Genomic DNA, 25,245 nt, shown 5'->3' on the forward strand with positions numbered 1-25,245 from the left:
ATTTTATTTTTTGCATGAGAGGATTGTTTCTAATTGGTGTTGTATTATTGAGAAGGGTTCTTTAATTGTAGAGGGAGATATTTGAGGAAATGTGAGGGAAAGAGGTGGGGTTATGATGTCATGTTCGAGGTAGGAATAGGTATCCATGCCAACGAATTCTACATGTACTTCGTTTCGGAAGAGTAAATTTAATATTCCTCGTAAGCCGATGCCTGTCTCCCATGCAGATGTAATAACCTTCATTGTAGATTTGTTGTTACATACCTTTTGCCATGTCTCTGTTCCATAAAGTATAGAGGGTTTAATTACAAAGACTATGTTCTCTAAATAATTTTTGCATATACTTTCTAATGCAATGTTCCATGTCTCAAGGAATTCGTCAATCCCTGCTTTGATAGGTGATGTATTAAGGTAGGTTGGTAATTCCTCCAATGTTTTAACTGGATCCTCGATATACAGTATTCTTTTATTTTCAATCTGTGCTGTAAGATCTAATGTTTGGTGTAGTGTCCATTGTCGGTTTAAGTCTAAAACGATTTGGGCTTCATTCCCGATTATTTTTTGTATCTGGGTTATTAACTCAACAGCGGTTGTTAAAGGATATTCCCCTATTTTTAGTTTAAAAATAGAATAGCCCTGATTTCTTTTCCGTTCGGCTTCTTCAAGGATTGTAGGAAACTCGCCTGCGAGAAGTGCGTTCATTTTTATAGGTGTGTCAGAGTAGTTATCTACATTGCAATTTAGACAATTAATTGCACTAACAGTGGCAAATTTTATTTCTGGACATTTATCCAGAAAGGACAAATCAATCTTACCTAAAAAATGTTTATAATTTTTTTCTATCCATTCTATACATCTTTTTATTTTTTCTTCTGTTGGTGGTAGAAGAGAGATTTCTCCCCATGCTTCGTTAGCTTCTGTATCCTCAAACTTTATGACCAGTCCTTGTTTAGAAGAGAATGGAAGTCCTCGAATAAAGATCGTCGTTTTTAACGGAATTTCGTAACGATAAAGGGATAATTTTCGAATATAAACAGATTTTTTCATTAATAAATCCACAATATAGAAAAAAGGATGCTGTATAGCAACAGCAATTTCGCTGTATTGGCTAATAGTAAGTTTAACTCACTACCTTTAAGGCGAAACATAGCCCTTATCAGGAATAAAGAAGGAATTATAAGAACAATTAATAACAGCACATCTTTTTGCCCACCTTCATTGAATGCGAGAATGAGAGGAATAACAACAACACTCATAAGAAGCATCGTAATATATTCGATTTGAGCGAACTTTTTGCCGAGTCGAACTGCAAGTGTTCGTTTGCCGACAACAGCATCATTTTCAACATCACGATAATTGTTTACTGTAAGGATGGCTACTGAGAGACATCCTGCGGAAAATCCTACTAAAAGCCCATGTAATGAGACTTGAAAAGATTGAACATAATAGGTTCCCATCACAGCGACAGGACCAAAAAATACAAAGACAAATAAATCTCCCAAACCCAGATAAGCAAGGGGTATTGGTCCTGCGGTATAGGCAAAAGCAAGAATTAATGAAACCGCACCAATGGTCAAAATGGGCAAACCACCTCTATAAATTAAATACCCTCCAGGGAGTAAAGATGTAATCACAAGAATAGCCAATGCTAACTGCATTTGCTTTGGAGTAAGCCAACCAGCACTGGTTGCACGTGTTGGACCTACACGGTTTTCACGGTCAGCCCCCTTTACGAAATCGAAATAGTCATTAGCGTAGTTAGATAATATTTGAATTAGTACTGCACCTAATAAGGAACATATAGCAGAAATTGCGTGGAAATGTCCATCTCGAACTGCGATAGCGGTTCCCATTATAACGGGGGCAATACTTGCTCCTAATGTTTTGGGTCTTGCAGTTAAGAATAAAATTTTCAGAATTGATGGTAGTTTTGTTGATGTCATAATATATAGTGTGTTTTTTATTAGAGGTCGTCATATTGCACTAATGAAAACACGGGGAGAGGGGTAAGAGCATCTCTGCCTTTAAGAGCTGGGAGTTCGACTACGAAGCCTGCCTCAACTGGGATTGCATTTAATTGCTCAATCAAGTTTTTTACCGCAGATGCAGTTCCACCTGTGGCGAGTAAATCATCAATAATAACTGTGCGTTGTCCTTCCTTTAATGCATCAATATGCATTTCGATTGTATCCCAGCCATATTCTAATGCAAAACTTTCTGATATTTTTTCATACGGAAGTTTTCCTTTTTTCCTTGCCAGAACCAGAGGTATATTCATTAAATAAGCGATAGCAGAGCCGAAAATGAATCCACGAGACTCAATAGCAACAATAGCTTGAATATTCATGGGTCGATAATGTTGCACGAAGCAATCGATAGCATAATGGAATGCCTCAGGATTCAAGAGTAGAGTGGTTATATCCTTGAATTGTATCCCTGGTTTGGGAAAATCAGGCACATTGCGAATGATTTTTTTCAGATCCATATTTTTCAATTCCCTGGTATCTTGGATGTTAAATATTAGAACAAGTCTTTATTATTGGCAACGTATTTTCTCAGAAATTTTAAAGCGAGTCGTTCATATAGACGAACTCGTTCTCGGGTGAGATTTAATGCTTTTCCTGTTTCTTCCAGTGTATGAGGTTTTCCATCAACAAGGCCATAACGATAGCGCATTACTTCGGCTTCATTTTTTGGCAGTAACGAGATAAGGAATTCCAGATCTTGCTCCTTCTCAATATCTTCAGCAAAACTTTCTACTCGAAAGGAGGTTTTAATTTTGGCGCTGGCATACGGGTCTTCTCTATCATCGATACTTTGTATGAAATCGAATGACATTACAGTTTCATTAGACTCTTGTAATTGCTCCGCCTCATCAACCGAGATACCTAATATTTTTGCAATTTCTTCTGGGTATGGATATGCTCCTGTTTTTTTGAAGTAATCCTCTATGATTTTTCGATATCTTAATAAGTGTTCGTTTAAGTACGTGGGGACGCGTATGGTTCGGCATTGGTTTGATAGTGCGCGTGTGATTGCTTGTCGAATCCACCATGTTGCATAGGTAGAAAATTTTGTTCCATGTTTGGGGTCGAAACTTTCGACTGCTTTTACAAGTCCAATATTTCCTTCCTCTATTAAATCTAAAATGGGCACGCCGAAGCGGGCATACCTTTTTGCAATACTTACAACCAGACGAAGATTGGAAAGAATCAATTTTCGTCTTGCCGAGCCATCCCCTTTATGCATGCGGAATGCTAATTTTCTTTCTTCCTCTGCACTTAGTAAAGGAATCTTTGAAATCTCGGATATGTAAATATTTAACCCTCTGTCAAATGGTAAATTTTGTGAAATATCCTTATCTTCCACTCTTAAATCCTCATAAGGATTTTAAGTTTAACGATTTTTCAAAGTATATAGTATACAATTTTTTAGGTATTAACAAAAAATGATTTTAACCTGACTTAGCAGGTGAAATTATAACTTTAAAATCCGTTATAATTGAAATGCACATAAAGAGCAAAGTTACTATAAGGATTTGATTATGGGAAAGAAATTATTACTTTTACTCATTAGCATGTTTGCTATAGTTTTTGTTTCGATTGCACAAGTTGTACCAACACCTATTCCAAGATTTTCAAAAAGTGCTAAATTATTATTCCCAAATAGTAATTTTGAGCAAGGCAATTTAGAAAATTGGCGAGCTTTTGGTAAAGCATTTATAAATCAGCCGACGTATGGTGATAACGTCCTTGTTAGAGAAGCACCAAAATCGGCACTTCCAGAGGGGAATTGGTGGATAGGTACATTTGAAAATTATCAGGCTCTGCCACATCAGAAAGCGGGGGAGACCCAAAAGAACGAAGCGGTTGGGGAATTAATTTCACAGCCTTTTACAATTGATACTCCGTACATTGGCTTCTTAATTGGGGGTGGTATGAAAAAAACAACTGCGGTGAGGTTGATTGTCAATGGAGAAGTTGTTCGTGAATCGTACGGATTAAATCATCCGATGATGCGAAGAGAATTTTGGGATGTTAAAGAATTTATGTCTATGTCATCGGTTATATCTATTATTGACAAGGAAAAAGGTGTATGGGGCTGTATTAATGCGGATGACTTTCGTGGGTATCGGGTACCTGATAACATGCTTTTGTTTCCGAATAGCGATTTTGAATCAGGTAATTTAGACCATTGGAAAGGTGAAGGTTCCGCTTTTGAGAATCAACCGACATTGGGAGACAATCCTGCGGCACGAGAATACGGTAAACATTCTAATCATCAGGGCAAATATTGGATAGGTACTTATGAACGTTACCAAGGGAAACCGGGAGAGGAACCGGGGAGCGTTCGTAAGGATATGGCTTTTGGGACTTTACGTTCGGAACCTTTTATTATCCGTGGGCCTGCTATTTGGTTTCTATTAGGTGGTGGTAAAGGCTCGGGATTGGAAGTTCGACTTTATGTTGATGGTAAAGTTGTAAGGACATCAAAAAACAAAGAGAATCGGGAGGATATGCAGGCTGAAATTTGGATGGTGTCTGAATATAAAGGGAAGAAAGCTGAGGTTGAAATTATTGACGACAGTATGGATGCATGGGGGCATATCAATGTAGACAATTTCAGGTATATGCGGTTATTTGAAGATTTATAAATTAGTGATGAGAGAAGCAACGCTCACCCGTAAATAACATAGCCACACCTACGCGGTTGGCAAATTCAATAACATCATAATCGTTAACACTTCCACCGGGTTGAACAATGGCATGTATTCCTTCACGCACAGCAGTTTCTACTGCATCAGGAAATGGGAAGAAGCCATCCGAGGCAAGAACTGCACCGTTGAGAGTTTCACTACCTTTATACTTTTTCTTTGCTTTTTCTATAGCTTGTTCGACAGCACCGACGCGGTCTTGTTGTCCTGTCCCAACTGCTAATGTCTGTCCATTTTTTACAATTACGACGCCATTCGAACGAACATGGATGTTTATATACCAGGCAAAAAGAAGGTCTTCCAATTCTTGCTGAGAGGGGATAACTTCACTTTCAATCTTTCCTTTTTTCGGATGTTCTACAGAAGCCTTTATGAAATCATTGGCACTTCTTATTTTTGTAAGATATGGCTGAGCCAACACAATGCTACCGTCATCAAAAACTTTCATTTCCCATGTCGTGATACTATCTCCAATATATTTGGGTAAAAGGTCTAATGGAGGTACCTTAATAATACGTATTTCTTTATTCTTTTTATATTTTTCAAAATCGTTAAAAACGGACAATGCTTCTGGTGTAAAAGATGGAGCGGAGACTCCTTCAATTACGGTTTGCATAATTTCAATTGCAGTTGCTTCATCGACTTCAACATTAAAAGCGACAACGCCACCGAAGGCTGCTTGCGAGTCGGCATCACGTGCACGGCGGTAAACATCTGCTAACGTTTGGCCTTCCTGTTGGATTGCGACACCTGACGGATTGCAATGTTTCATAACTGCACAAGCAGGTTTTTGCAAATATTTTAGTATTCCAAAGGCATGGTGTAAATCTTCAAGATTTGTTTGAGACAACCCACTTTTGCCTGTTTTCAAAATTTGATATGCCCCCAAAAAGATATTAGTTCCATCCGCAGGTCTATAAAATGCAGCTGGCTGATGTGGATTGGTTCCGTATCGAAGGTCTTCAACCTTAATCCATTGTTTTCCCAATACGTTGATAGATTCTGGGAAAGAGCCTTCTGTTTTAGTGCGATACATCGCTTTTAAGTCGATTTTGTTTTTGTTATCATTCATTTTTATGACTCCCCAAGTTGAAAATTGATTTATTTTAACATACACTCATAAAGTATAGAAAATCGACGGTTATTTAAAGGATGTTTGATATGTCTCATTTATTTTACTTTGTAATTCCACATCACTCTCCAAAAGAAGGGGATATTGTTTTACAAGGGGAAGAGGCTCATCATGCTATTCGTGTTGTTCGAGTGAAGGCAGGGGAGCATATCGGTTTTATTGATGGGCAAGGAGGAAAGTGGTTTTGTAAGGTAACTAATATCTGTAAAGACATATTAACTGCAAAGATAATCAAATATCAATATATTCAAAAAGAAACGGATGTCTGTTTGATTATTGGCTGGTTACATCGGGACAATGCCATTGAAACATTAGTGACATATGGAACTGAGATGGGTATTTCCGAATTTCGTTTTTTTCAGTCGGAACGCTCGACGCGTCCCATACGGCGAGATGATAAAATAAAGAGATGGGTGGTTCAATCATGTAAAATTGTCGGTCGACCTTGGTTCCCAAATGTAACTATGCATGAGGGTTTATTATCAGCAATCAAAGATTTTGAGGGTAAATTATTGATAGCTACGGCTTCACATTCGTCAATGTCCATATCTCAAGTAGACTGTTCCAAGCCCTGTGGACTTATCATCGGACCTGAAGGGGATTTTTCTGAAAATGAGATTGCAATGGCGGAGAAAGCAGGGGCAAAGCCTATTTATTTAGGGCCTGATGTATATCGTAGTGAATTGTCTGCTTTATTAGGTTCTTTTTTCATTTTGGGAAAACAAGGTTATTTTGAGAAATCGCCCCAAAATAATTTTTCATTTGATTAGCACGATATTTTTTTAGCAAAATAAATATAAACAATAGGGAGATATTATCATGAGTGAAGATTGCCTGTTTTGTAAAATAGCACGTAAAGAAATACCTTCGACAGAAGTATATTCTGATGATGAATTTTATGCTTTTCGAGATATTCATCCTGCAGCACCCGTTCATGTTCTTTTAATACCACGGAAGCATATTGCTCGGATAACGGATGCCAGTGAAGAGGATGAAGCTCTTTTAGGAAGGATGCTTTTACGGGCAAATGAAATTGCAAAAAAGGAAGGAATTGCAGAACCTGGCTTTAGATATGTTCTAAGTTGTAACGCTCATGGTGGCCAGCTTATATTTCACATTCATTTGCATATTTTAGGAGGTAGAGAATTGGGATGGCCTCCAGGTTAATTAACTAAAAGTATTGAATATGAAAATTGATGTAAATACAAAATTATGTGCAGTAATAGGACATCCAGTTCGACACTCGTTGTCCCCTGTCATTCATAATGCTGGGTTTCAGAGTTTAGGTCTTAATTATGTTTATCTTGCCTTTGATGTTACCGACCTTGAAGGTTGTCTAAAAGGGATGCGTGCTCTTGATGGATTTCGTGGGATAAGTGTGACCATTCCCCACAAAGAGGCAGTAATCCAATATCTTGATAGAGTCGATCCAGTTGCCCAGAAAATAGGTAGTGTTAACACAATTACTCACGAAGGGGAACAACTTTTGGGAACGAATACAGACGGTCAAGGGACACTCAAGGCTTTTTCAAGGGCAGGTGTTACTTTGTCGGGGAAGAGAATTCTTTTCCTCGGTGCTGGCGGTGCTGTTCGTGCTGTTGCGTTTACTTTTGCTCAAATGGTACAACCTGCACAGATTACTATACTCGGTAGAACACCGTCACGGCTGGAAAAACTGCTTACTGATCTAAAACACACTTATCCTAATATTCTTTTTCAACATGGATACTTAAGTGAGGACATTCAGCGGTATATTACGGAACATGAAATCATTATACAGGGGACACCTATGGGGATGGAGGGACATAACTCCGAGAAGTTGGCTTTCCCTTTTGATGTTCTTTCTTCTCAGCATGTCGTATTTGATATGGTATATCGACCACTGTACACTGAATTGATAAAGGAAGCACAAAAAAGGAATTGCACAGTAATAACAGGGATAGAAATGCTCGTAGAACAAGCAGTATTACAATTCGAATTATGGACAGGGATACCTGCCCCTGTGGATGTAATGCGGAACGCTGTTGAAAAAGTATTAAAACAATGTGATATATAATTATTGTAGACAAGGAGAAACATTTATGAGGGTTCAGTCTTTTATTGGTAAAGCAAGCGTAGAAGGACTTCATCAAATGGATAATTTGATAAACGATTGGATTAAACGGACACGCCCTAAAATCATTCAGATAGCACAATGCCCATGCACATCAGCAAGACACGATGGTAGAGACCAGGAAACAATAATTGTAGTTACAATTCTGTATCAGGAAAGTGAGGTGTAATTATTTTTTCTAAATGATTACGTCAGACATAAAAGGGAAAGAGTTATTTTTTGACCGTTTTGTTTTATCCTACATAATAATTGGAAATAAATGTCTTTAAAGAATAATAATATTTATAGTTTGTTATGATTTTTTATTTTTAACCCTAATCAAGGAAAAAGGGAATGGATATGGATTTTGAGAAGTTTTTTTCACCTAAAACAATAATTCCCAAGTTAGAAGCGCAAAGTAAACAAGAGGTCATTTCATCATTGGTAGATTTGCTAAAAGAAGAAAGCAAGATAACAGACCGCGAAAAGGTTCTTTCCGCAGTGATAGAGCGAGAGTCGGTAGATAGTACTGGTGTTGGAAATGGTATTGCTTTACCGCATGCGAGTATTCGCGGTTTAAATAAGATAATTACCGCGATAGCACGTATTCCAGATGGTATTGATTTTGTTGCTCAAGACCGCAAACCTGTATTTTTAGTCATCTTAATCTGCTATCCCCCTACACAGAACCATGTTTATTTAAGTCTTCTTTCAAGTGTATCGAAGGTATTTTCGAAAAAGGAGAATGTCCAGACGATTATAAAACAGACATCGGCAAAAGCAATTCATGACAAGTTATTAGATTTACTTCTAAAACAGGATGAGCAAAATAAATTGTCTCATTTAGAAAAAAAACCAGACGAAAGGGTTTTAATTACCCCACCCCCATCGGGTCCTGTCCCTGAAATTCTATTGTTAATACGTCTTCAAATGATTGAAGAAGAATTTAAAGTGGCTACACGTGGAAAAAAGCAACTTCAACAGAAGATAGATAATTTGCGTTCTCTCATTTCTAAAGATACACTCCAACATTATGATAAGCTAAAAGAAAGAAGACCACCTGCAGTAGTGCCTATTGAGGGCAATACCTGTCATGGTTGTTTTATGACATTATCTACAGATTTTGTCCAAAGAGTAAAGCAGGAAAAAGATAATCTATTTTTATGCCCACTATGCCGAAGATTTGTGTATTGGATATAATTTTCTGAAAATAAATTTTATAACAGACTGTATATATGGACGACGTATTTACAAAACAAGAAGGTATTGTGTCTGCCCTATTTAAAGGGTTATCTTCAGATGAAGTAGAACGATTGTTCGATAGTGGGCTTATTGTCCACTTTAAGAAAGATGAGGTTGTGTTTTATCAGGGGAGTATGGGTAATCATGTTTATTTAATTTTAAGTGGTTCTGTTGGTGTGTATCGGGACGAGAAACAAATTGTTACATTAGATAGTGGTGAAATTTTTGGTGAGATGGCATTATTTACTAAAGAACCGCGTTCAGCCACTGTGAAAGTTCTCCAAGATTCACAACTATTAATTTTTAGTGAAACTTCATTTCATAAATTGTTGACTAAACAAACAGCAGTACGGCTATTACTAAACATCATTAACATTCTCTGTGAACGATTAAAGAAAAAGAACGAAGAGTAAGAACCCAATACATCTTTTAGAGGGGTTTTTAATTTGAAATTGGTGAAGAAATAATAGGTTTGGTATGATTCTTTGTAATTTATTAACAAACATTTAACTTATAAGGGTTAAAGAGGATGTTATCACATTTTTCATTTCTTGATGCGAGTATTGTCGGTGTTTATTTGCTTTTAACTATTATTGCTGGGTTGGCAGTTCGAAAGTATGTAGGGAAAGTAGAGCATTATCTTGTTGCTGGCAGGGAGATGAACCTTTATTTGGGGATTGCTTCACTTGCGGCGACAGAATTTGGTATTGTGACGTGTATGTATACAGCACAAAATGGTTATAAAATGGGATTTGCTGGGGCAACACCAGGGATATTACAAACAATTGCTATGCTTGTCGTAGGTATTACTGGTTTCTGTATTAAACCTTTACGAGACGCAGGAGTTATGACTATTCCAGAATTATTTGAGAAGCGTTTTGGTTCTACGGTGAGATGGTTATCAGGTGTTGTTATTGTCCTTGGTGGTCTTTTAAATATGGGTGTATTTCTGAGAACAGGTGGTGAGTTTTTACTTCTCACGGCCGGTTTTAATCCAGATGCCTTTGCTCAATCCCATCAGCTTGAAATTATGATGAGTGTTCTTTTGATAATCGTAGCAGTATATACTGTTCTTGGGGGGATGTTGTCGGTTCTTGTAACAGATTTTTTGCAGTTTATAGTAATGAGTTTAGGGATGCTTGTTGTTACTGTGTTAATTTTAGGAAAGATAGGTTGGACTCCATTAGTTGAGGCTGTTCAGAAACATCATGGTTCTGCTGGCTTTAATCCATTTTTGATGGAACGTGGTTGGGAGTTTGTATTGTTTAACCTTTGTTTACAATTTGCGGTTGTACTCACCTGGCAGGCAGTAATTCAGCGGGTTCTTTCCGCAAAAAGCACAAAAACAGGAAGGCAAATTTATGCTCATACGAGTTTTTTCTTCACAGCACGGTTTCTCATCCCAGGTTTGTGGGGCATTGCAGCTTTAGCGACATTAACTCCAGAACAAGTCGGTGGAAATACATTATATGCAATGCCCAAGTTTTTGAGTATGTTTCTTCCCAGTGGTTTAATGGGAATTTTGATTGCGGGAATGTTAGCAGCAGACATGTCTACGGACTCTGCATATATGTTAACATGGGGAGGTGTTATCTACAATGATATTCTGGCTCCATTCCGCAAAAAACGGGAATGGTCAGAGAAAAAAGGCGTGCTTATGAATCGGTTTATTGTGGCGATGATAGGTTTATTCCTTTTGTTTTATGGATTATGGTATCCATTAAAAGGAAATCTATGGGACTATCTCGGGGTTACGGGAACAATCTATCTATCAAGTATGTCTGTGCTTTTAATTGCTTGCTGTTATTGGAAAGATGCAAATAACTGGGGTGCTATGGGGTCTATTATTTTAGGTGCCCTTTTCCCTATCGGATTTTTAGTTCTTCAACAGCTTCCAGCAACAGCGGAATGGGCTCAAGAAATCGGTCCATATAAATCTGGTATCTCTTCATATATCGTTTCTGGATTGGCAATGATTATCGGTTCATTATTGAAAAAACATCTCGTCTTGAACAAGCAGAATCCTTAATACAAAGGAGATTTGTAGATGTCTTTTTTTTGGTTGTTAATTACGATATTTTGCATTGCGTGGTATTTTACGATGACATTTTATGTGGGAGTGCGTGGCTTCTTTGATATAAAAGAGATGCTACTTGCTCTTAAATCGAACGATGCCTCCAATACGAAAGAAGAGTAATCTTAAAACAAAAACCTTAGTAATATTTTGTTTGTATTGTTTATTATTTAAATATACTTTTATTATTTCCTGTTACACACCGAAAGCCACTGTTCAGGGATTTGAATAATGGGAATAGGGGAGTTTGTTTTCCATTTGCCATCTGTAAAATCTGGAAACTCTATTTTCTTTCCACCTACAGATGCTGATTGTTCTGATAATTCAATAATAGCTGACCATGTTGCCGAATCGTATACATCAGGAAGTGAGGTTTGTCCTGTTCGGATGGCACGTACCAATTCACGAACTGTGATAAAATCACCAAGTCCATGTCCAGCAGTTGAACCGCCAGCGGATTCGTAAGCAGACCACATAGGATGTGCATATTTATCAGTGTAAGGTTCAAAATCTTCCCATGTATCTTTTTGTGGGCTAATATCCTCTAAATAAATTTTTTGTAGAGACCCGAAATAAATTCCCTTTGTTCCTTGAACTCTAAATATAGAGTCGTAAGGACGTGGTAAGGTTGTGTCATGATATAACGTCACTGTTTTTCCTAAGGCTGTTTGAAGTATGGTTGTATTTATGTCACCATGTTTGATATTCATTTTTGCGAGTTTGTGGTCGGCACCATATTTTTTTACAAAGTATTCATGCATCCCGAATGGTGGGGTTGATACACTGTATAAGGAAACAAATCGGTCACCTCTATTAATGTTAAGCCACTGTGAGATAGGTCCGATAGGATGCGTTGGATATGTATTTCCTATTCTGTTAATTAATCCTTTTCCACGCCAGTTTAACGTGCCTGTTTCATCTGCTAACAGATATCGGCAATCATGTTGGTAACCACCTTCTGCATGAACAACCTCACCAAAAAGCCCTTCACGTATCATACGAAGAATGGTGAGTGGCTCTTTAAAGTAGCAGACATTCTCTAACATGAAACAGGGTTGATTATATCTATTTGAGGTTTTAATTAGTTCCCAACATTCTTTAAGAGTGATTCCTGCTGGGACCTCAATTGCGGTTAATTTACCTGCCTTCATTGATGATATGGCTACTGGTGTATGCCATTCCCAGGAGGTGGCGCATAACACACAATCAATGTCTTCTCGTTTTACCAGATTTTCAAAATCGGTCTCTCCGTTTGTGTAAATTTCTGGGACGAAACTTTGTCGTTGTGTGCATAACGATTTTGTGCGTTCTGCATGTTCTTTTCTTATGTCAGCAATAGCACGAATCACGACATCGGAACACTGGGTTAATAAATCGACCAAAAAATGTCCCCGATTGCCAACTCCAACGACACCAATGCTTGCTTTTTCTTTTAATTTTTCCCTTTGATTCATAAGCATGCTTAATGATAATGACGGAGGGATTAACAAGGCTGTTTGTATAAAATCTCTTCTTGAAAGGTCTGTCATATCTATTCCCTCTACTTATTGATTGTTAAAACACATTAGTCTTGATAGCAAATGAAGAAGGATAAAAGTCCAAGATTGAAATGTTCTTTTTTTATATCAAGATATAGATTTCGACGTACCTGATAAATTCGTCCTACTAATTCATCATGAAGGAAGATGCCAGACTGTAAAACCCAATATGGTTCGGAGTTATTTCCAAAAAGCGTTACTACATAGGCAGAACCAAAGAAGGAAAACTTTGGTTTTATAGTGGCAATATGTTTATTTTCCTTGTAAACGTCAAGTATTTTAGGTGCTGTTGATGTAAAAGTGATAGAGAACCAACTTCGTTTTGCTAAAATATAACATATTTCTTTTTCTAATGGGTCTTTTATAATCCACTTTTTTTCTTTCTCTTTCTCCTCAACAAAAAAGTATATTTCACCTTCTGAATTTACGCAAGGGAATAGCCCTTCTTTCCGAACATCCCCAGGAATTATATATAGGTTGTGATTTAAAAAAGGGTCTGGTAAATCTACAATGTTCTGTTGAACAGCGACATGAGCCTCTGCCAAGTATTTTCTCCAACGTAATTCGTTTAAGAGTGCCCTTCCTGTAAAAAAGATAATACCAAATAGTGTAATGAATACTAATGATACTGTTCCAATATATAAAACTTGTTGATTTCCTAATATCAATCCCCAACAGGTTACAGAGAAGGAAACGAACACAATGATAAAGTAGACTAATAACAGTATTGGATTTAAGCGATAAACGATACGAGGCAACGTAAAATAACATACAGCCCGCTCATAATCACTTAGATGGTCATCCATTTCTACCCTTGGCATGGATGGAATTCCTTTGTCTTTTATGTTTTATTCAGATGGGTTGCATCTTTGTATATATTATCTATAATTTCATCCACACACAAAGATAACGTTTTTACTACTTCTTTTACGTCTTTATCTGCTGGCTGTTTTTCAACTGCGTATACTTTTTGGGTAATGAGTTTCATGTTTTCTGGATTGAGGAATTGCACAACAAATTTTACGTCCACGTTAATTTGTGGAGACATTTCTACTACTTCAAAATTTAATACATCGATATGAAGATAAACATCAGGGGTGTTTTTACTTAAATTTTCACACATAAAAGATTGGTTTATTTTATGGGTTAATAATTCTTCTAAACTGGAAGCCCAAAGATGTGTTGAATAATATTCAATTTCGACTGGGCTCTTTCTTATCATAATTTCTTTTCGTTTTAATGGTTCTGCTAACTTAATACTTGCCACTTGAAGCCATAGGGGTTGTGAAGTATCTTGCTGGTGTTTTAATGACCATTCCAAGGTGTAGTAATGAAGTGGTGGCGCAGATATACAACCGATACATATATTTCCAATTAAGAATATGAAAATTGTGGATATTATACAGGTAATATATTTCATTTCTTCCCTCCTGGGATTTTCCCTGTAATTAAGGATTGAGGTTGTTCAGCCAATGTTTGTGAGAGAATACGTAGATTACGAATAGTCTCTTTTAAGTCGAGCATAACTTCATCTAAATTCCTGCGATTTTTTCCTATCCAATTCCGTGCCTCTGAAGATAAGGTATCAACATTACTTGTTATTTCTTCTACATTCGCTAAAATTGTTTCTAAGTCGTCAGCAGTTTTCTCTGATAATGTTTGGACTCGTGTAAGAACCTCCTTAATTGAGTTCATTGAATCGCGAATAGGTCCTCTATTTTCTGCAATAACAGCGTTAACTTGTTCTAATAGTTTTTTTACGTCCTTTTCTATATCCGTTACATTTTTTACAATTTCTGTAATATGTGGTTTTTGCTCACCCATAAGATTTTTCAGCTCAGTAATAAAGTCTTTCCCTTCGCTTAAGGTATCGTTAATTTGCTTTGTCAGGTCTGATACACGTGGTCTATTCTCGCCAGATGCTTCAGCAGTCCTTGTTCTTTCCATACCCAAGAAATCTGTTAGGTCATCTAAAAGTTGTTCAACCTTTGCTATAGTGGACGAAAAATCGGGCAATTCAACAATTCCGCCAGATTTATTCACAGAAGCAATAAGTCCTCCTTCTTCAAGGACAGGTGCTTGGGCGTCACCTGTGGATATTTCTAAATGGCGTGCTGAGGTGAGAGAAACTTGTTCTACCGTAGCCACACATTTTTGATTTAGAATAATATTTGGTGCAACCGCAATTTTCACACATACCTGAGTTATATCTTCAGGGTCAGTAAATATATCGATAACTTTACCAATCTTTAAACCGCCATAGCGTACATCCGCACCACGATCTAAACCTAATGTGTTTTTAAACTTGGTATAGTATATTTTTGTGCCAGCGTAAGGTCTGTAACCTCGTACTGTTAGGATAAACGCAATTAGAATGATGATGCTAATTAAAACAAACAATCCCGCTATAATTTCTTTTTTCGTAAATTCAACTGCTTTTGAATTCATTGTTTTATACCAATATTTGTTTATGTTATGTATTATTACATATTTTCAAAAGTATCCAAAATTGACGGGGCGGTTTGATTTTCTTCTGGATTTGGAGTTCGTGCAAAAAATTGACGTAAGTATGGGTCAGAATGAAGTCCCATCTCTTTCAAATCGCCAATAGCCACAATTTTACCTTCATGTAGGAGACAAACACGGTCTGCAATGATTTGAACGCTTTCCAAATCGTGAGTGACAACAACACTGGTAAGGTTAAATGTGCTTTGCATTTTTCGTATAAGCTGGTCTAATCCTGCTGCGACAATAGGGTCTAATCCTGAGGAAGGTTCATCATAGAAAATAATCTCAGGGTCTAACGCCATAGCCCGTGCTATTCCAGCACGTTTTTTCATTCCTCCGCTTAATTGAGAGGGATATAAATGGGCACACCCTCCGAGACCTACCAGGTCCAGTTTAATTTGTGTCATGATTTCTATTGTTGAGTCTGCAAGGTTGGTATGTTCTTTTAAGGGTAACGCCACATTCTCTCCTACTGTCATCGAATTAAACAGAGCGGAGTTCTGAAAACACATGCCAATCCGTTTTCTCAGTTCTATTTGTTGTTGTGTATTAAGGGCTGTAACATCTTTCCCAAACATATAAATTTTTCCAAAACTTGGTCGGAGTAATCCTACTAATGTTCTGAGTAATGTACTTTTCCCGCAACCACTACCGCCAAGGATTACAAATATCTCACCTTTTTTTACCTTAAATGAGATATTATCAAGGACTCGCCTTGTCCCGTACTCCACGACAAGGTTTTCAACTTCAATTATGTATTCGGAGTTATTATTGTTCATCATTCTGTAAAGTAAAATAAAGCTGTCCAGATTAAATCTACAATGATTATTGTAAAAATTGATGTTACTACAGAAGAAGTGGTCATTTTCCCAACACTTTCTGCGCTACCTTCAACTTGAAATCCACGATAAATACCCACCCAACAGATGGTAAAGCCAAAAAATAAACTTTTTATTAGCCCTGAATATAAGTCCTTGGCGACAAGGGCATTTGCTGTTTGGTCAAAATAAGCCCAAAAATCAATTCCGAGAATTCCAACGGCTACCACAAATCCACCTGCAATCATAATTGCCATGGATAGCACTGTAACACAGGGCACTGCAAGTATCATCCCCAAAAATTTTGGCACGACAAGAAATTTTGTCGGATTTAACCCCATAACCATAAGGGCATCCACCTCTTCAGATACCTTCATTGTGCCAATTTCCGCAGTTATAGCCGAGCCACTTCTACCTGTAATAAGAATTGCAGACATTAACGGTGCTAATTCTCTTAAAGCAGATATACCCACCAGATTCGCTATAAATATCGTTGCACCCCATTGCTGTAATGTATATGCGGACTGCATTGCCATAATAATCCCGACCAATAAAGAGATAAGCCCAACGATAGGCATAGAACGGAAGCCATATTCAACGAAATGTTCTACCGCACTTTGCCATCGTAAACCTCTGCCTCGCAGGGGTTGCCAAAAAAGCCAATTTAAAGTGTCCATAATAAGTACACAAACAATTAATAGAGAGTGTAAGCCATTTAAAAAATGATGACCTATATAACCTAACAGGAATCTCATTACTCCTCATTACTTTCTATAATAGTAAAGACAGATTCTAATCGAGCAAGGTTCAATACTTTGCGGACTGCTGGTGAAGGAGTAGATAACTTAAAAGATTTTTTTTGTTTCATAGCAGAGCGTAATCCTTCTACTAATGTTGCGACCCCCGAAGAATCCATATACTCCACAGTTGATAACTGTATTATAATAGAGGTATTTGATTTATCGACAGCTTCCATAATCGCTTTGCGTAGATTTGGGGAAGTGTATAAGTCAACTTGACCCGATACTTGAATTTTATAGTTTCCATTTTGTTCTACCGATTTTACTTCTATGGACATAAGTTAACCTTTCTTGAAACCTTTTCTACGGGTTCTCAGGATAAGACAATTTCTACCATCATTATCTACATTAAACTGTATTTCTTCAAATGCACGTTTAAGAATAATTAAACCAAGTCCATGTGGCTTGATAGTTGTAGGTTGTAGAGGTGCAACTTCCTTTCTGTCTAAAAAGTTTTTTGGTGGGCATGCTCCACAATCCTGTATTTCAAATTCAAGCCATACTGTTCCCAGTCGTGCTGTTAATTGTATTATACCTGAACGGGAATTGTGGTATGCATGGCGAATACAGTTTGTGCATGCTTCATCAAGTCCTAAAACAATATCATCTATTCGGTCTTTGGAAAAGCCTACCACGTCTAAATAATTTTTTATTAAAGCCCTAATAGGCTTTAAGAGTTTTGGATGTGAACGGAATGTTATTTTTAAGTCATCACGCATGGTTTAGCCACCGAAATAGGAGTAATGTGCAATCGTCATGAGGTGAATTAGGTTCTGTGTGTTTCTGAACTTCACTTAATATCGCCTGTACAAACTGTTCTGCATTTTCAAAATGTATAGTCTCAACCATTTTTTTTAATCTATCAATACCAAATTCTCTGTCAATAATTTCTTTTTCATTATCTTCATTTCTTGCCTCAATGATTCCGTCGGTAAATAATAAAATAGAGTCTTCCTTCGATAAAATGTCGTTTTCAACTTTCCATGTGGAGTTAGGTAGAACTCCTAACGGTGGTCCACTTGGGTGGAAACAATAGTCCGTTTTGTGATTTCTTAACCATAATGTCGGTAAATGTCCAGCATTAACTACAGAAATTTCTCCAGTCTTTATATCTACAACGACATAACATAAAGAGCAAAACATGCCTTGCTGTCCATACTCGAAGAGGTCTTCATTTAGGGCATTGATTACATCCACTTGTGAGGATAATCGTTGTGCCTGAATTCTAAATTCAGTAAGCAATCGCACCATAGCAAGGGAAGCAGGCATTCCTTTTCCAGATACATCTCCTACAATAAACCCAATTTTATCTTTTGGTAATAAAATGACATCATAAAAATCACCACCTACTACCTTTGCTGGCAAAGTTCGTGCATACATATCACAATTGTTCGGGATAGATTTCCAATTGTCAAATAAGAAGCCTTGCTGAATGACAGCTGCAGTTTTTAATTCCTGGTCTAATCTATACTTTTCTATTAATTCTTGATATATTCGAACATTTTCCATAGCGAGACCTGCCGCATTACCCACAGCGGAGGCAAGTAACAATTCTTCTTCGGTATATCTGCTCTGTTCCGATACTGTATCCATATATAACAAACCGATCACTTTCTCTTTGGCACGAAGCGGAGCACAAATGACAGATTGGACATTTAAGGAAATAATACTTACTGCTTTTTTTAGCTCATCGTTTTCCATAATATCCTGATAAAGCAGACTTTGCCGTTCTTTAACTACTTTATAAATAACAGTACTGCTAATGGATACTCGATTTACTGGAACAGAGATAAGATGTCCTCCTTCCCACTGATGAACACGTTGACATTGAGGGCATGGTAATACATTACCGTTTTCGTCTGTTAGTAAAATGGCACCGTGGTCGATAGGTAGTACACGAGAGGTTGCTTCGATAATTTTGTTTTGTAATTCACAATGATTGAAATTAGTTGCGATTTCATTAATAACTTTGCAAAGGGTCTCTAATAACAAGTTGGCTCGTTGTTGCTTTGTAGAAGGAAGTGTTGTCTCATCCATGCTGAGAAAGGAATGAGCCACAATAGAACTTTGGTCGCCAATTTCTGACTCTTTTTTAAGATTTTCTGTTGGCTCTTTGTTCTGCTCTATCTCAAAACGGAAGGTTGTTTTCCCAATCTGAATTAAGTCGCCAGGATGAAGTTCTCCTGAAAGCATCTTTTGCCCGTTGATGTATGTGCCGTTTGTACTTCCTAAATCTTTCCAGATATAGCCTCCTTCTTTAGCCTTCAATTCAATATGTTTGCGAGAGACCGCCGGGTCTTCTAAAATTAAACCACATTCTTTAGTTCTGCCAATAATTAAATGGGTAGGGAGAGGTATTTTTTCTCCTTTGTCATCGTTTACTAAATATGCTTTGGGCACTTCGTCTCTCCCAACTCGTTTTATAACGATATTATCATTATTTTACAACATTTACTAATATATAAAATACAAATTTCTTTGTTTTCGTTTCATTATAACCATTTTATTTTTTAATGAACCACCTATCATTACTAAAAATTGCAATTGGGATTAGCCTTTTCCTATTGGCAATGATTTTTTCTTGCAATAGCATAAAGTTAGTTACTCTCCCTGGAACAAGTTTAAATGGCGAAATTTTTACACCTAACGATTTTGCAGGGACAACTGAGGCTGAATAAAAACATGTATTTAGTGGCAATGAAGTTGCTTTCTGCCATACAGGGATACAATCTGTAAGGGATGTGGCACTTCCTGCAAGATACGGTGTACCTTTTAAACATAATTTTCTATCCTTTTGTAGTTCTACTTGAGAACCGAACTCAGTATATTCTCCTGGTTTCATCCCCATAAATTGTGTGGCATCGGAAACAAGAAACACCTTTCTCCAACCTTTACACATGGCTATCACTTTTAATATCGGCTCGGGCAAGTGATGCCCATCTGCAATTATAGATACATTCAAGTTGTTGTTCGCAAGGGCAAACCATATCGGATTATGATGGCGATGTATGTAATTATGAATACCATTCCCAAGATGGGTACAAATAGTTGCCCCTGCTGTTATTGCCTCTTGCATTGTTTCTATGGTTGCATTATGATGACCCAGAGCAACCGTTATTTTATGGGCAACCAGGTATTTTATAAAAGAAATGGCATTTTTCAATTCTGGGGCTAATGTTACATACAAAATAGCATCACTCAAATGGGAAAAATACTTTTCCCAATCCTTTATAGATGGTTCTCGAACAAATTCTTTTGCATGAGCACCCCGAGGCCCATCTTCGGAGGAAATCCATGGTCCTTCTAAATGAATCCCAGGAATTGCAGAAGAAAGCTCTTTATGCTTTTTGATAGCATCTGATATAACTGAACAAAGGAATGCCATTTTTTCAAGAGAATTTGAAACAATTGTTGGAACCCACGAGGTAACACCTATTTTTAATAACTGCTCTGACAATTCTAAGATTTTTATATCATCTAACTTCTCGTCTTGAACGCTAATTCCAAACCCACCGTTTATCTGGGCATCAAATAGCAATGGGGCAATAATTGTCTCGTTATCCCCCAAATCTGCCTTTTTTGTCTTGTTTTCTGCTCCTACCCAAAGGATTTTACCCTCTTTAATACCGCATGTGATTGGTGTATGATGATGAATGGGAATACCTCGAATTGTCAGCATGATTCCTTTGTTTATTTTTATCATTTTTCCCTTCCGACCGAATTTATGAGTTCGTTATAGAAATTTAGATACACCCGAATACCTTTCTTTAGAAGGGGTAAGTTTTGATGTTCATTGGGACCATGAATACCATCATCTGGGAGAGCGAAGCCTAACATGATTGAATCAATACCTAAATATTGTTGGAGCCATGCGACAACAGGCACACTTCCACCTTCTCTGCGAAATATGGGTTTACGCCCAAATTCTTTTTCTAATGCGTTTACGGCTGATTTCATATACGATGATTTTAAATTCATCAATGCTGGTGGGGCACAGGAATGAAGTATTAAATTCCACTTGATTTCAGGTGGACAGTGTGTCTGTAGAAATTCACGAAGGTATGTTTCTATCTTTTCTGGTTCCTGGTCAGGCACAATTCGCGTCGAAATTTTTGCCCGTGCCTTTGAGGGTAGAACTGTTTTTGCCCCTTCTCCTGTAAAACCTCCGATGATTCCATTAATTTCCAGAGTAGGTCTGGCTCCCACTCTTTCAATGGTACTGTATCCAGCTTCGCCATAAAGATGCGACATACCTGTTATATTTTTCCATTCGTCATCACTATGTGGAATTTCAGCCAACAATGTTCTTTCTTCTTCGCTTAGTGGACGAACATGTTCATAAAAATGCGGTAGTGTTACCCTCCCCTGTTCATCATGCATTTTTGCTATGAGTTCACATAGAACATGCAAAGGATTACGGATAGTCCCTCCATAAAGACCACTGTGTAAATCCTGTTTGGGACCTTTTAACTCCAATTCAAAATAAGTCAACCCTCGAAGTCCGTATGTTATTGCAGGAATAGTAGGAGCAAAAATACCTGCATCACAATTCAATGCCACATCAGCCTTTAATAAATCTTTGTATTTTCTTAAAACAAGTTGCATACTGGGAGAACCAATTTCTTCCTCACCTTCAAGGATGTATTTTAAGTGCAGTGGTAAGGTATTATGTGCGAGCCATGCCTCTGTGGCGGACATCTGGGCTAATAATTGCCCTTTCATATCAGATACACCCCGTCCATAGATATAGTCCCCTTTTATTGTAGGTTCGAATGGCTTTGTTAGCCATTCACTTTCAGGGTCTGCTGGCTGGACATCATAATGCCCATAGATTAACAATGTGGCTACAGGATTAGGCGGTTTATATTCTGCAAAAACCAGTGGATGCATGTCAGTCTCGATTAATTCAACTCGATGAAAATCTAATTTCTTAAAATAGTGCATTAACCACTGTGCTGTCCGAAGGACATCCTTTTTGTTTTCGGACAGTGTAGAAATGGAAGGAATCGATACGAATTCTTTTAAGGAATAAACAAAATCGTTCCAATGCTCATCCACATACGACAAACTTAGATTAGATAAAGCCACTACGATACTCCTCTTTATGTATCTTAATACCTCTAAAGTTTTAATTTTTTATCTACTAAAAACAAAACTACGACACCCCTTTTCCGATGTCGTAGTTTATATCAATGTGATATTAAATTGGTAAAAGTTTATTAAATATCACTGGCATCCAGACCTGTAACGAGCCAGTTTCCATTTTCGTTTGTGAATGTCAATTCTACAGTAGTGGAACCAAAATTGCCTTTTATATCAATAGGATATGCTGTGGCAGTATTTCCATCTACTTTAATTTGTAATTTGCTTAAATCCACTTCAAGATTATCGAGATAACCTACATCCACTGCCTGTTGTAAAAATTCACGTGCACCAGCCTTATCACCCCATTCATAATGTTCAAATTTTTCGGAGAAAATTCCCATCACTCCGTCAATGTTTTTTGCCTTTAATGTTTCTGCAAATTGATTAATTTTTGCAGAGATAGCTTCTTCGGGTGTTACCTTTTTTCCAGTCTGACAACCGAGAATGACTAAGCTCATGCATACAACGACTGTAGCAATTGTAAGATACAAAATGCGTCTTTTCATGTTAGACCCTTTCCTGTTAGTGTTTTGTGTTATTCAACTATCTAACTACCTTCTCAAAAAGATATGTCTATATTTATACCACTTTTATTTTTGAATTTCAAGTTATAACCTTATCATTCTCTCTCTATTTCTCTAATTATACTTCTTACCATTTTCTGAATAATGGGAACCACTTCTTGAGTGAACCATGCATTTTTCTTTAACCAGAGATTATTACGGAATGAAGGATGTGGACACACTATAATGGGTGGAAAATATTCCTTCCAATGAAATACCGTCTCTGTAAGTGTAGATTTAATTCTATCTTTTAAAAATAATTTATGAGCATATCCACCTACAAGAAGAATTAACTTATATTTTGAAGTGAAAGGAAGAAGTTTTGACCACCATAAATCGGCACATTCATGTCGTGGTGGCAAATCTCCACCTTTTACGTTTCGGCCAGGATAACAAAATCCAGTCGGAATGATTGAGAAATACCGTGTATCATAGAACTGTTCTCTTGATACGTTTAGCCATTTCCTTAGTTTGTCTCCGCTGGGGTCATTCCAGGGCAAGCCTGTTTGATGAACTTTTAATCCTGGTGCCTGTCCTACAATCAAGATAGGAGACGTAATCCCAACCCGCAAAATAGGATTTGCTCCTAATGGCAATTTTTTATCGCAAAATCGACATTTTCTAATTTCTTCAGCAATTTGCAATAGCCTTTTATCATTTATGCTCATAGAGGAATATTTTTTATCCATTGAATAAAGCGTCAACAAATGAATTTGGGTCAAAGGGTTGTAGATCTTCTACGCTTTCGCCAACACCAATTAGACGAATAGGTATATTTAATTCTCTCTGAATTCCTAATACTACACCTCCTTTGGCTGTTCCATCCAGTTTTGTTAAAACAATCCCAGTAATATTTAACGCCTCTGTAAATATCCGTGCCTGTTGCATTGCATTCTGCCCTGTTGTTGCGTCGAGCACGAGTAATACTTCATGTGGTGCTTCGGGCATTCGTTTTTTTATTACACGATGTATCTTTTTTAATTCTTCCATCAGGTTAACTTTTGTATGTAGTCTACCAGCGGTATCTATAATCACATTATTCGCTTTACGTGCAATTCCAGCATCAACAGCATCATATGCTACTGCGGCAGGGTCTGCTCCTTCTTGATGACGAATTAATTCGGCACCGCTACGTTGACTCCATATTTCTAATTGTTCACCAGCCGCAGCTCGAAATGTATCTCCCGCAGCAAGGATTACTTTTTTCCCTTCTCTCCCTAACAGGGCAGATATTTTCCCTGCAGTTGTAGTTTTTCCTGAACCATTGACACCAACAATCAGGGTAACATGTGGAGGTGGTTCCGCAACCCAACAAATTTCATCCTTATCCGAGGTTAACATTTCTGTCATAATTGATTTTAATAAAGCCAATGCTTGTTCTGGTTCGGTTATCCCTTGCTTTTTTACTTCTTCCTTTAATCGCTCTATCAAAAAAAGACTTGTATTTACTCCCAAATCTGCTTCAATTAATAATTCTTCAAGGGAGTTATAAACATCATCACTTAATTTGGGGTATAAGGAAAAAATATTTTTTATTCCATCTGCTAATGCACTTCTTGTCTTTTGTAATTTTTGTTTAAGATTAGAAAAAAAAGTCATTTTAAACATTTAGATATCCTTTATCTTTAGATTACAAATTAAAAATATGTTGGGAGAATTTGCGGTTTAGAATTATAATCCCTCTTATTTTTTATGGCAACCTGAACGCATAGAAACCGAAATTCTCACTTGTCAATTCGCTACCTCCATATCCCTCAAAATGACCATCTTCCCGTTTGGAGACGATACCTGAAACAGCACCACGATTTCCACCCCATTCACAGGACGCACGATCCCAATATGCGACAAGCCGTTGTTCTTGCTTTTGAGCTACCCCACGAACCTGTGCTCCATTGTCTAATAAGGCAACGAACAAATAAGCATCATCTTGTTGAGAACGTACTAATGCCTTTCCCACAGGGGCATAATTATCATCCACATCTCGTACTGCAATGACAAATGTCCCTTCCATGGTTTCTATATTCAAAGGTTTTTGAATTGCTTCATAAATCTGGTTGCTTGCTACTACCTGTGACTTCAAATTTTCTGCCATAGTATTTAATTGCTTTCCCAAATTACCAGACCACGGTGATTCTGATGAAAATGAAAATTCGCTACTACTTACTAACCACATCATAATTTGGTCTGCATTCAGTCCAGCAAAGATAATAACAATAGTCCCGAGAATAGCAATGATACCCAAAACAATATTTCGTGGACTGGGCAATTCATCTCCCACTAATAATTGCTCTTCTGCCTGCATTCTTAACCTTTTTTGGTCACGTAGATTATTACCACAGGTTTTACAAATAAGTGTCCCTTCTGGATTGACCGTGCCACATTGCACACACACCGCATCTGCATCAATCTTCTGTCCAGGTGAGGAACTATAATCTTGTAGTGTCCTTCTCATATAGTAAAACCTTATTCAACATATTTAAAAATTTATCTATTCACCGCTTTATCACTCAATAGTTTACAATTATTCTCTAATTATTATACAATAAAATAATGAAAGTATAATACTTTATTAATATTTTATACTTTTGTCATGAATTATTCAATCAAAATTTAATAAAG

General features: G+C 37.3%; 29 protein-coding genes. 9 read left to right on the plus strand and 20 right to left on the minus strand.

Annotation, left to right across the window (positions count from 1 at the left end; all coding sequences use genetic code 11):
• Window positions 1–3: 3 nt before the first annotated feature.
• From PLJ10_07590 to PLJ10_07605, 4 genes are read right to left on the minus strand one after another with little or no spacing between them, the layout of a single operon-like run.
• Window positions 4–1,047: an enolase C-terminal domain-like protein gene (locus PLJ10_07590; protein HOK09509.1), complete on the minus strand. Its 1,044-nt coding sequence runs from the start codon at window positions 1,045–1,047 to the stop codon at window positions 4–6.
• Window positions 1,047–1,943, minus strand: coding sequence for a 1,4-dihydroxy-2-naphthoate polyprenyltransferase (locus tag PLJ10_07595; protein ID HOK09510.1), 897 nt, complete (start codon window positions 1,941–1,943; stop codon window positions 1,047–1,049). Before PLJ10_07595 ends, PLJ10_07590 begins: the two co-directional genes overlap by 1 nt.
• A 20-nt stretch (window positions 1,944–1,963) precedes the next feature.
• Entirely contained in the window at window positions 1,964–2,485 is a 522-nt protein-coding gene (locus PLJ10_07600; GenBank protein HOK09511.1) for an adenine phosphoribosyltransferase, read from the minus strand.
• A 35-nt stretch (window positions 2,486–2,520) separates the two neighbouring features.
• Window positions 2,521–3,369: an RNA polymerase sigma factor RpoD/SigA gene (locus tag PLJ10_07605; protein ID HOK09512.1), complete on the minus strand. Its 849-nt coding sequence runs from the start codon at window positions 3,367–3,369 to the stop codon at window positions 2,521–2,523.
• Window positions 3,370–3,544: 175 nt separating this feature from the next.
• On the opposite strand from PLJ10_07605, the gene PLJ10_07610 reads away from it, so the two are divergent.
• Complete coding sequence (locus PLJ10_07610) at window positions 3,545–4,654, plus strand: hypothetical protein (protein HOK09513.1); 1,110 nt, start codon at window positions 3,545–3,547, stop codon at window positions 4,652–4,654.
• A gap of 1 nt (window position 4,655) precedes the next feature.
• Here PLJ10_07610 and PLJ10_07615 read toward each other — a convergent pair whose 3' ends face one another.
• Window positions 4,656–5,786: an IMP cyclohydrolase gene (locus PLJ10_07615; protein HOK09514.1), complete on the minus strand. Its 1,131-nt coding sequence runs from the start codon at window positions 5,784–5,786 to the stop codon at window positions 4,656–4,658.
• An 89-nt stretch (window positions 5,787–5,875) separates the two neighbouring features.
• Between PLJ10_07615 and PLJ10_07620 the strand changes: the two genes are divergently transcribed.
• The 8 genes from PLJ10_07620 to PLJ10_07655 all read left to right on the plus strand — a co-directional run bounded on the left by PLJ10_07620 (window position 5,876) and on the right by PLJ10_07655 (window position 11,377).
• The gene (locus PLJ10_07620; protein ID HOK09515.1) at window positions 5,876–6,616 is read left to right on the plus strand and encodes an RsmE family RNA methyltransferase; all 741 of its coding nucleotides are present in this window, start codon (window positions 5,876–5,878) and stop codon (window positions 6,614–6,616) included.
• A gap of 49 nt (window positions 6,617–6,665) precedes the next feature.
• Window positions 6,666–7,013 (plus strand): histidine triad nucleotide-binding protein, encoded by a 348-nt coding sequence (locus PLJ10_07625; protein HOK09516.1) that lies wholly within the window; start codon window positions 6,666–6,668, stop codon window positions 7,011–7,013.
• Window positions 7,014–7,032: 19 nt separating this feature from the next.
• Window positions 7,033–7,902, plus strand: a complete 870-nt coding sequence (locus PLJ10_07630; GenBank protein ID HOK09517.1) for a shikimate dehydrogenase — start codon at window positions 7,033–7,035, stop codon at window positions 7,900–7,902.
• 25 nt (window positions 7,903–7,927) lie between these two features.
• On the plus strand, window positions 7,928–8,128 hold the full coding sequence (locus tag PLJ10_07635; GenBank protein HOK09518.1) for a hypothetical protein: 201 nt from the start codon (window positions 7,928–7,930) through the stop codon (window positions 8,126–8,128).
• 164 nt (window positions 8,129–8,292) lie between these two features.
• Window positions 8,293–9,138 carry a PTS sugar transporter subunit IIA gene (locus PLJ10_07640; protein ID HOK09519.1) on the plus strand — a complete coding sequence of 282 codons (846 nt, stop codon included), beginning with the start codon at window positions 8,293–8,295 and terminating at the stop codon, window positions 9,136–9,138.
• A gap of 35 nt (window positions 9,139–9,173) precedes the next feature.
• A complete protein-coding gene (locus PLJ10_07645) occupies window positions 9,174–9,593 on the plus strand; it encodes a cyclic nucleotide-binding domain-containing protein (GenBank protein HOK09520.1) in 420 nt (139 codons plus the stop codon).
• 116 nt (window positions 9,594–9,709) lie between these two features.
• Entirely contained in the window at window positions 9,710–11,209 is a 1,500-nt protein-coding gene (locus PLJ10_07650) for a sodium:solute symporter family protein (protein HOK09521.1), read from the plus strand.
• Window positions 11,210–11,227: 18 nt separating this feature from the next.
• Entirely contained in the window at window positions 11,228–11,377 is a 150-nt protein-coding gene (locus PLJ10_07655) for a hypothetical protein (protein HOK09522.1), read from the plus strand.
• A 62-nt stretch (window positions 11,378–11,439) separates the two neighbouring features.
• Here the strand turns inward: PLJ10_07655 and PLJ10_07660 are convergent, their stop codons facing one another.
• The 15 genes from PLJ10_07660 to PLJ10_07730 all read right to left on the minus strand — a co-directional run bounded on the left by PLJ10_07660 (window position 11,440) and on the right by PLJ10_07730 (window position 25,078).
• Entirely contained in the window at window positions 11,440–12,783 is a 1,344-nt protein-coding gene (locus tag PLJ10_07660; GenBank protein HOK09523.1) for a Gfo/Idh/MocA family oxidoreductase, read from the minus strand.
• Window positions 12,784–12,818: 35 nt separating this feature from the next.
• Window positions 12,819–13,613 (minus strand): hypothetical protein, encoded by a 795-nt coding sequence (locus PLJ10_07665; protein HOK09524.1) that lies wholly within the window; start codon window positions 13,611–13,613, stop codon window positions 12,819–12,821.
• Window positions 13,614–13,633: 20 nt separating this feature from the next.
• A complete protein-coding gene (locus PLJ10_07670; protein ID HOK09525.1) occupies window positions 13,634–14,212 on the minus strand; it encodes an ABC-type transport auxiliary lipoprotein family protein in 579 nt (192 codons plus the stop codon).
• Entirely contained in the window at window positions 14,209–15,240 is a 1,032-nt protein-coding gene (locus PLJ10_07675) for an MlaD family protein (protein ID HOK09526.1), read from the minus strand. Before PLJ10_07675 ends, PLJ10_07670 begins: the two co-directional genes overlap by 4 nt.
• Before the next feature lie 35 nt (window positions 15,241–15,275).
• Complete coding sequence (locus PLJ10_07680) at window positions 15,276–16,079, minus strand: ABC transporter ATP-binding protein (GenBank protein HOK09527.1); 804 nt, start codon at window positions 16,077–16,079, stop codon at window positions 15,276–15,278.
• Window positions 16,079–16,873, minus strand: coding sequence for an ABC transporter permease (locus PLJ10_07685; GenBank protein HOK09528.1), 795 nt, complete (start codon window positions 16,871–16,873; stop codon window positions 16,079–16,081). The genes PLJ10_07680 and PLJ10_07685 overlap by 1 nt, the downstream gene beginning before the upstream one ends.
• Complete coding sequence (locus tag PLJ10_07690; GenBank protein HOK09529.1) at window positions 16,873–17,196, minus strand: STAS domain-containing protein; 324 nt, start codon at window positions 17,194–17,196, stop codon at window positions 16,873–16,875. Before PLJ10_07690 ends, PLJ10_07685 begins: the two co-directional genes overlap by 1 nt.
• A gap of 3 nt (window positions 17,197–17,199) precedes the next feature.
• A complete protein-coding gene (locus tag PLJ10_07695; protein HOK09530.1) occupies window positions 17,200–17,637 on the minus strand; it encodes an ATP-binding protein in 438 nt (145 codons plus the stop codon).
• Window positions 17,630–19,318, minus strand: coding sequence for a SpoIIE family protein phosphatase (locus PLJ10_07700; GenBank protein ID HOK09531.1), 1,689 nt, complete (start codon window positions 19,316–19,318; stop codon window positions 17,630–17,632). The genes PLJ10_07695 and PLJ10_07700 overlap by 8 nt, the downstream gene beginning before the upstream one ends.
• Window positions 19,319–19,421: 103 nt before the next feature.
• A complete protein-coding gene (locus PLJ10_07705; GenBank protein ID HOK09532.1) occupies window positions 19,422–20,597 on the minus strand; it encodes a hypothetical protein in 1,176 nt (391 codons plus the stop codon).
• A gap of 20 nt (window positions 20,598–20,617) precedes the next feature.
• Entirely contained in the window at window positions 20,618–22,006 is a 1,389-nt protein-coding gene (locus PLJ10_07710) for a dipeptidase (protein ID HOK09533.1), read from the minus strand.
• A 131-nt stretch (window positions 22,007–22,137) separates the two neighbouring features.
• Window positions 22,138–22,569, minus strand: a complete 432-nt coding sequence (locus tag PLJ10_07715; GenBank protein ID HOK09534.1) for a hypothetical protein — start codon at window positions 22,567–22,569, stop codon at window positions 22,138–22,140.
• 113 nt (window positions 22,570–22,682) lie between these two features.
• Window positions 22,683–23,294, minus strand: coding sequence for a uracil-DNA glycosylase family protein (locus PLJ10_07720; GenBank protein HOK09535.1), 612 nt, complete (start codon window positions 23,292–23,294; stop codon window positions 22,683–22,685).
• 13 nt (window positions 23,295–23,307) lie between these two features.
• On the minus strand, window positions 23,308–24,234 hold the full coding sequence (gene ftsY, locus PLJ10_07725) for a signal recognition particle-docking protein FtsY (GenBank protein HOK09536.1): 927 nt from the start codon (window positions 24,232–24,234) through the stop codon (window positions 23,308–23,310).
• Window positions 24,235–24,316: 82 nt separating this feature from the next.
• Window positions 24,317–25,078, minus strand: a complete 762-nt coding sequence (locus PLJ10_07730) for a hypothetical protein (protein HOK09537.1) — start codon at window positions 25,076–25,078, stop codon at window positions 24,317–24,319.
• Window positions 25,079–25,245: the final 167 nt, after the last annotated feature.

This window comes from Candidatus Hydrogenedens sp. (genome assembly GCA_035361075.1).
Taxonomy (GTDB): domain Bacteria; phylum Hydrogenedentota; class Hydrogenedentia; order Hydrogenedentales; family Hydrogenedentaceae; genus Hydrogenedens.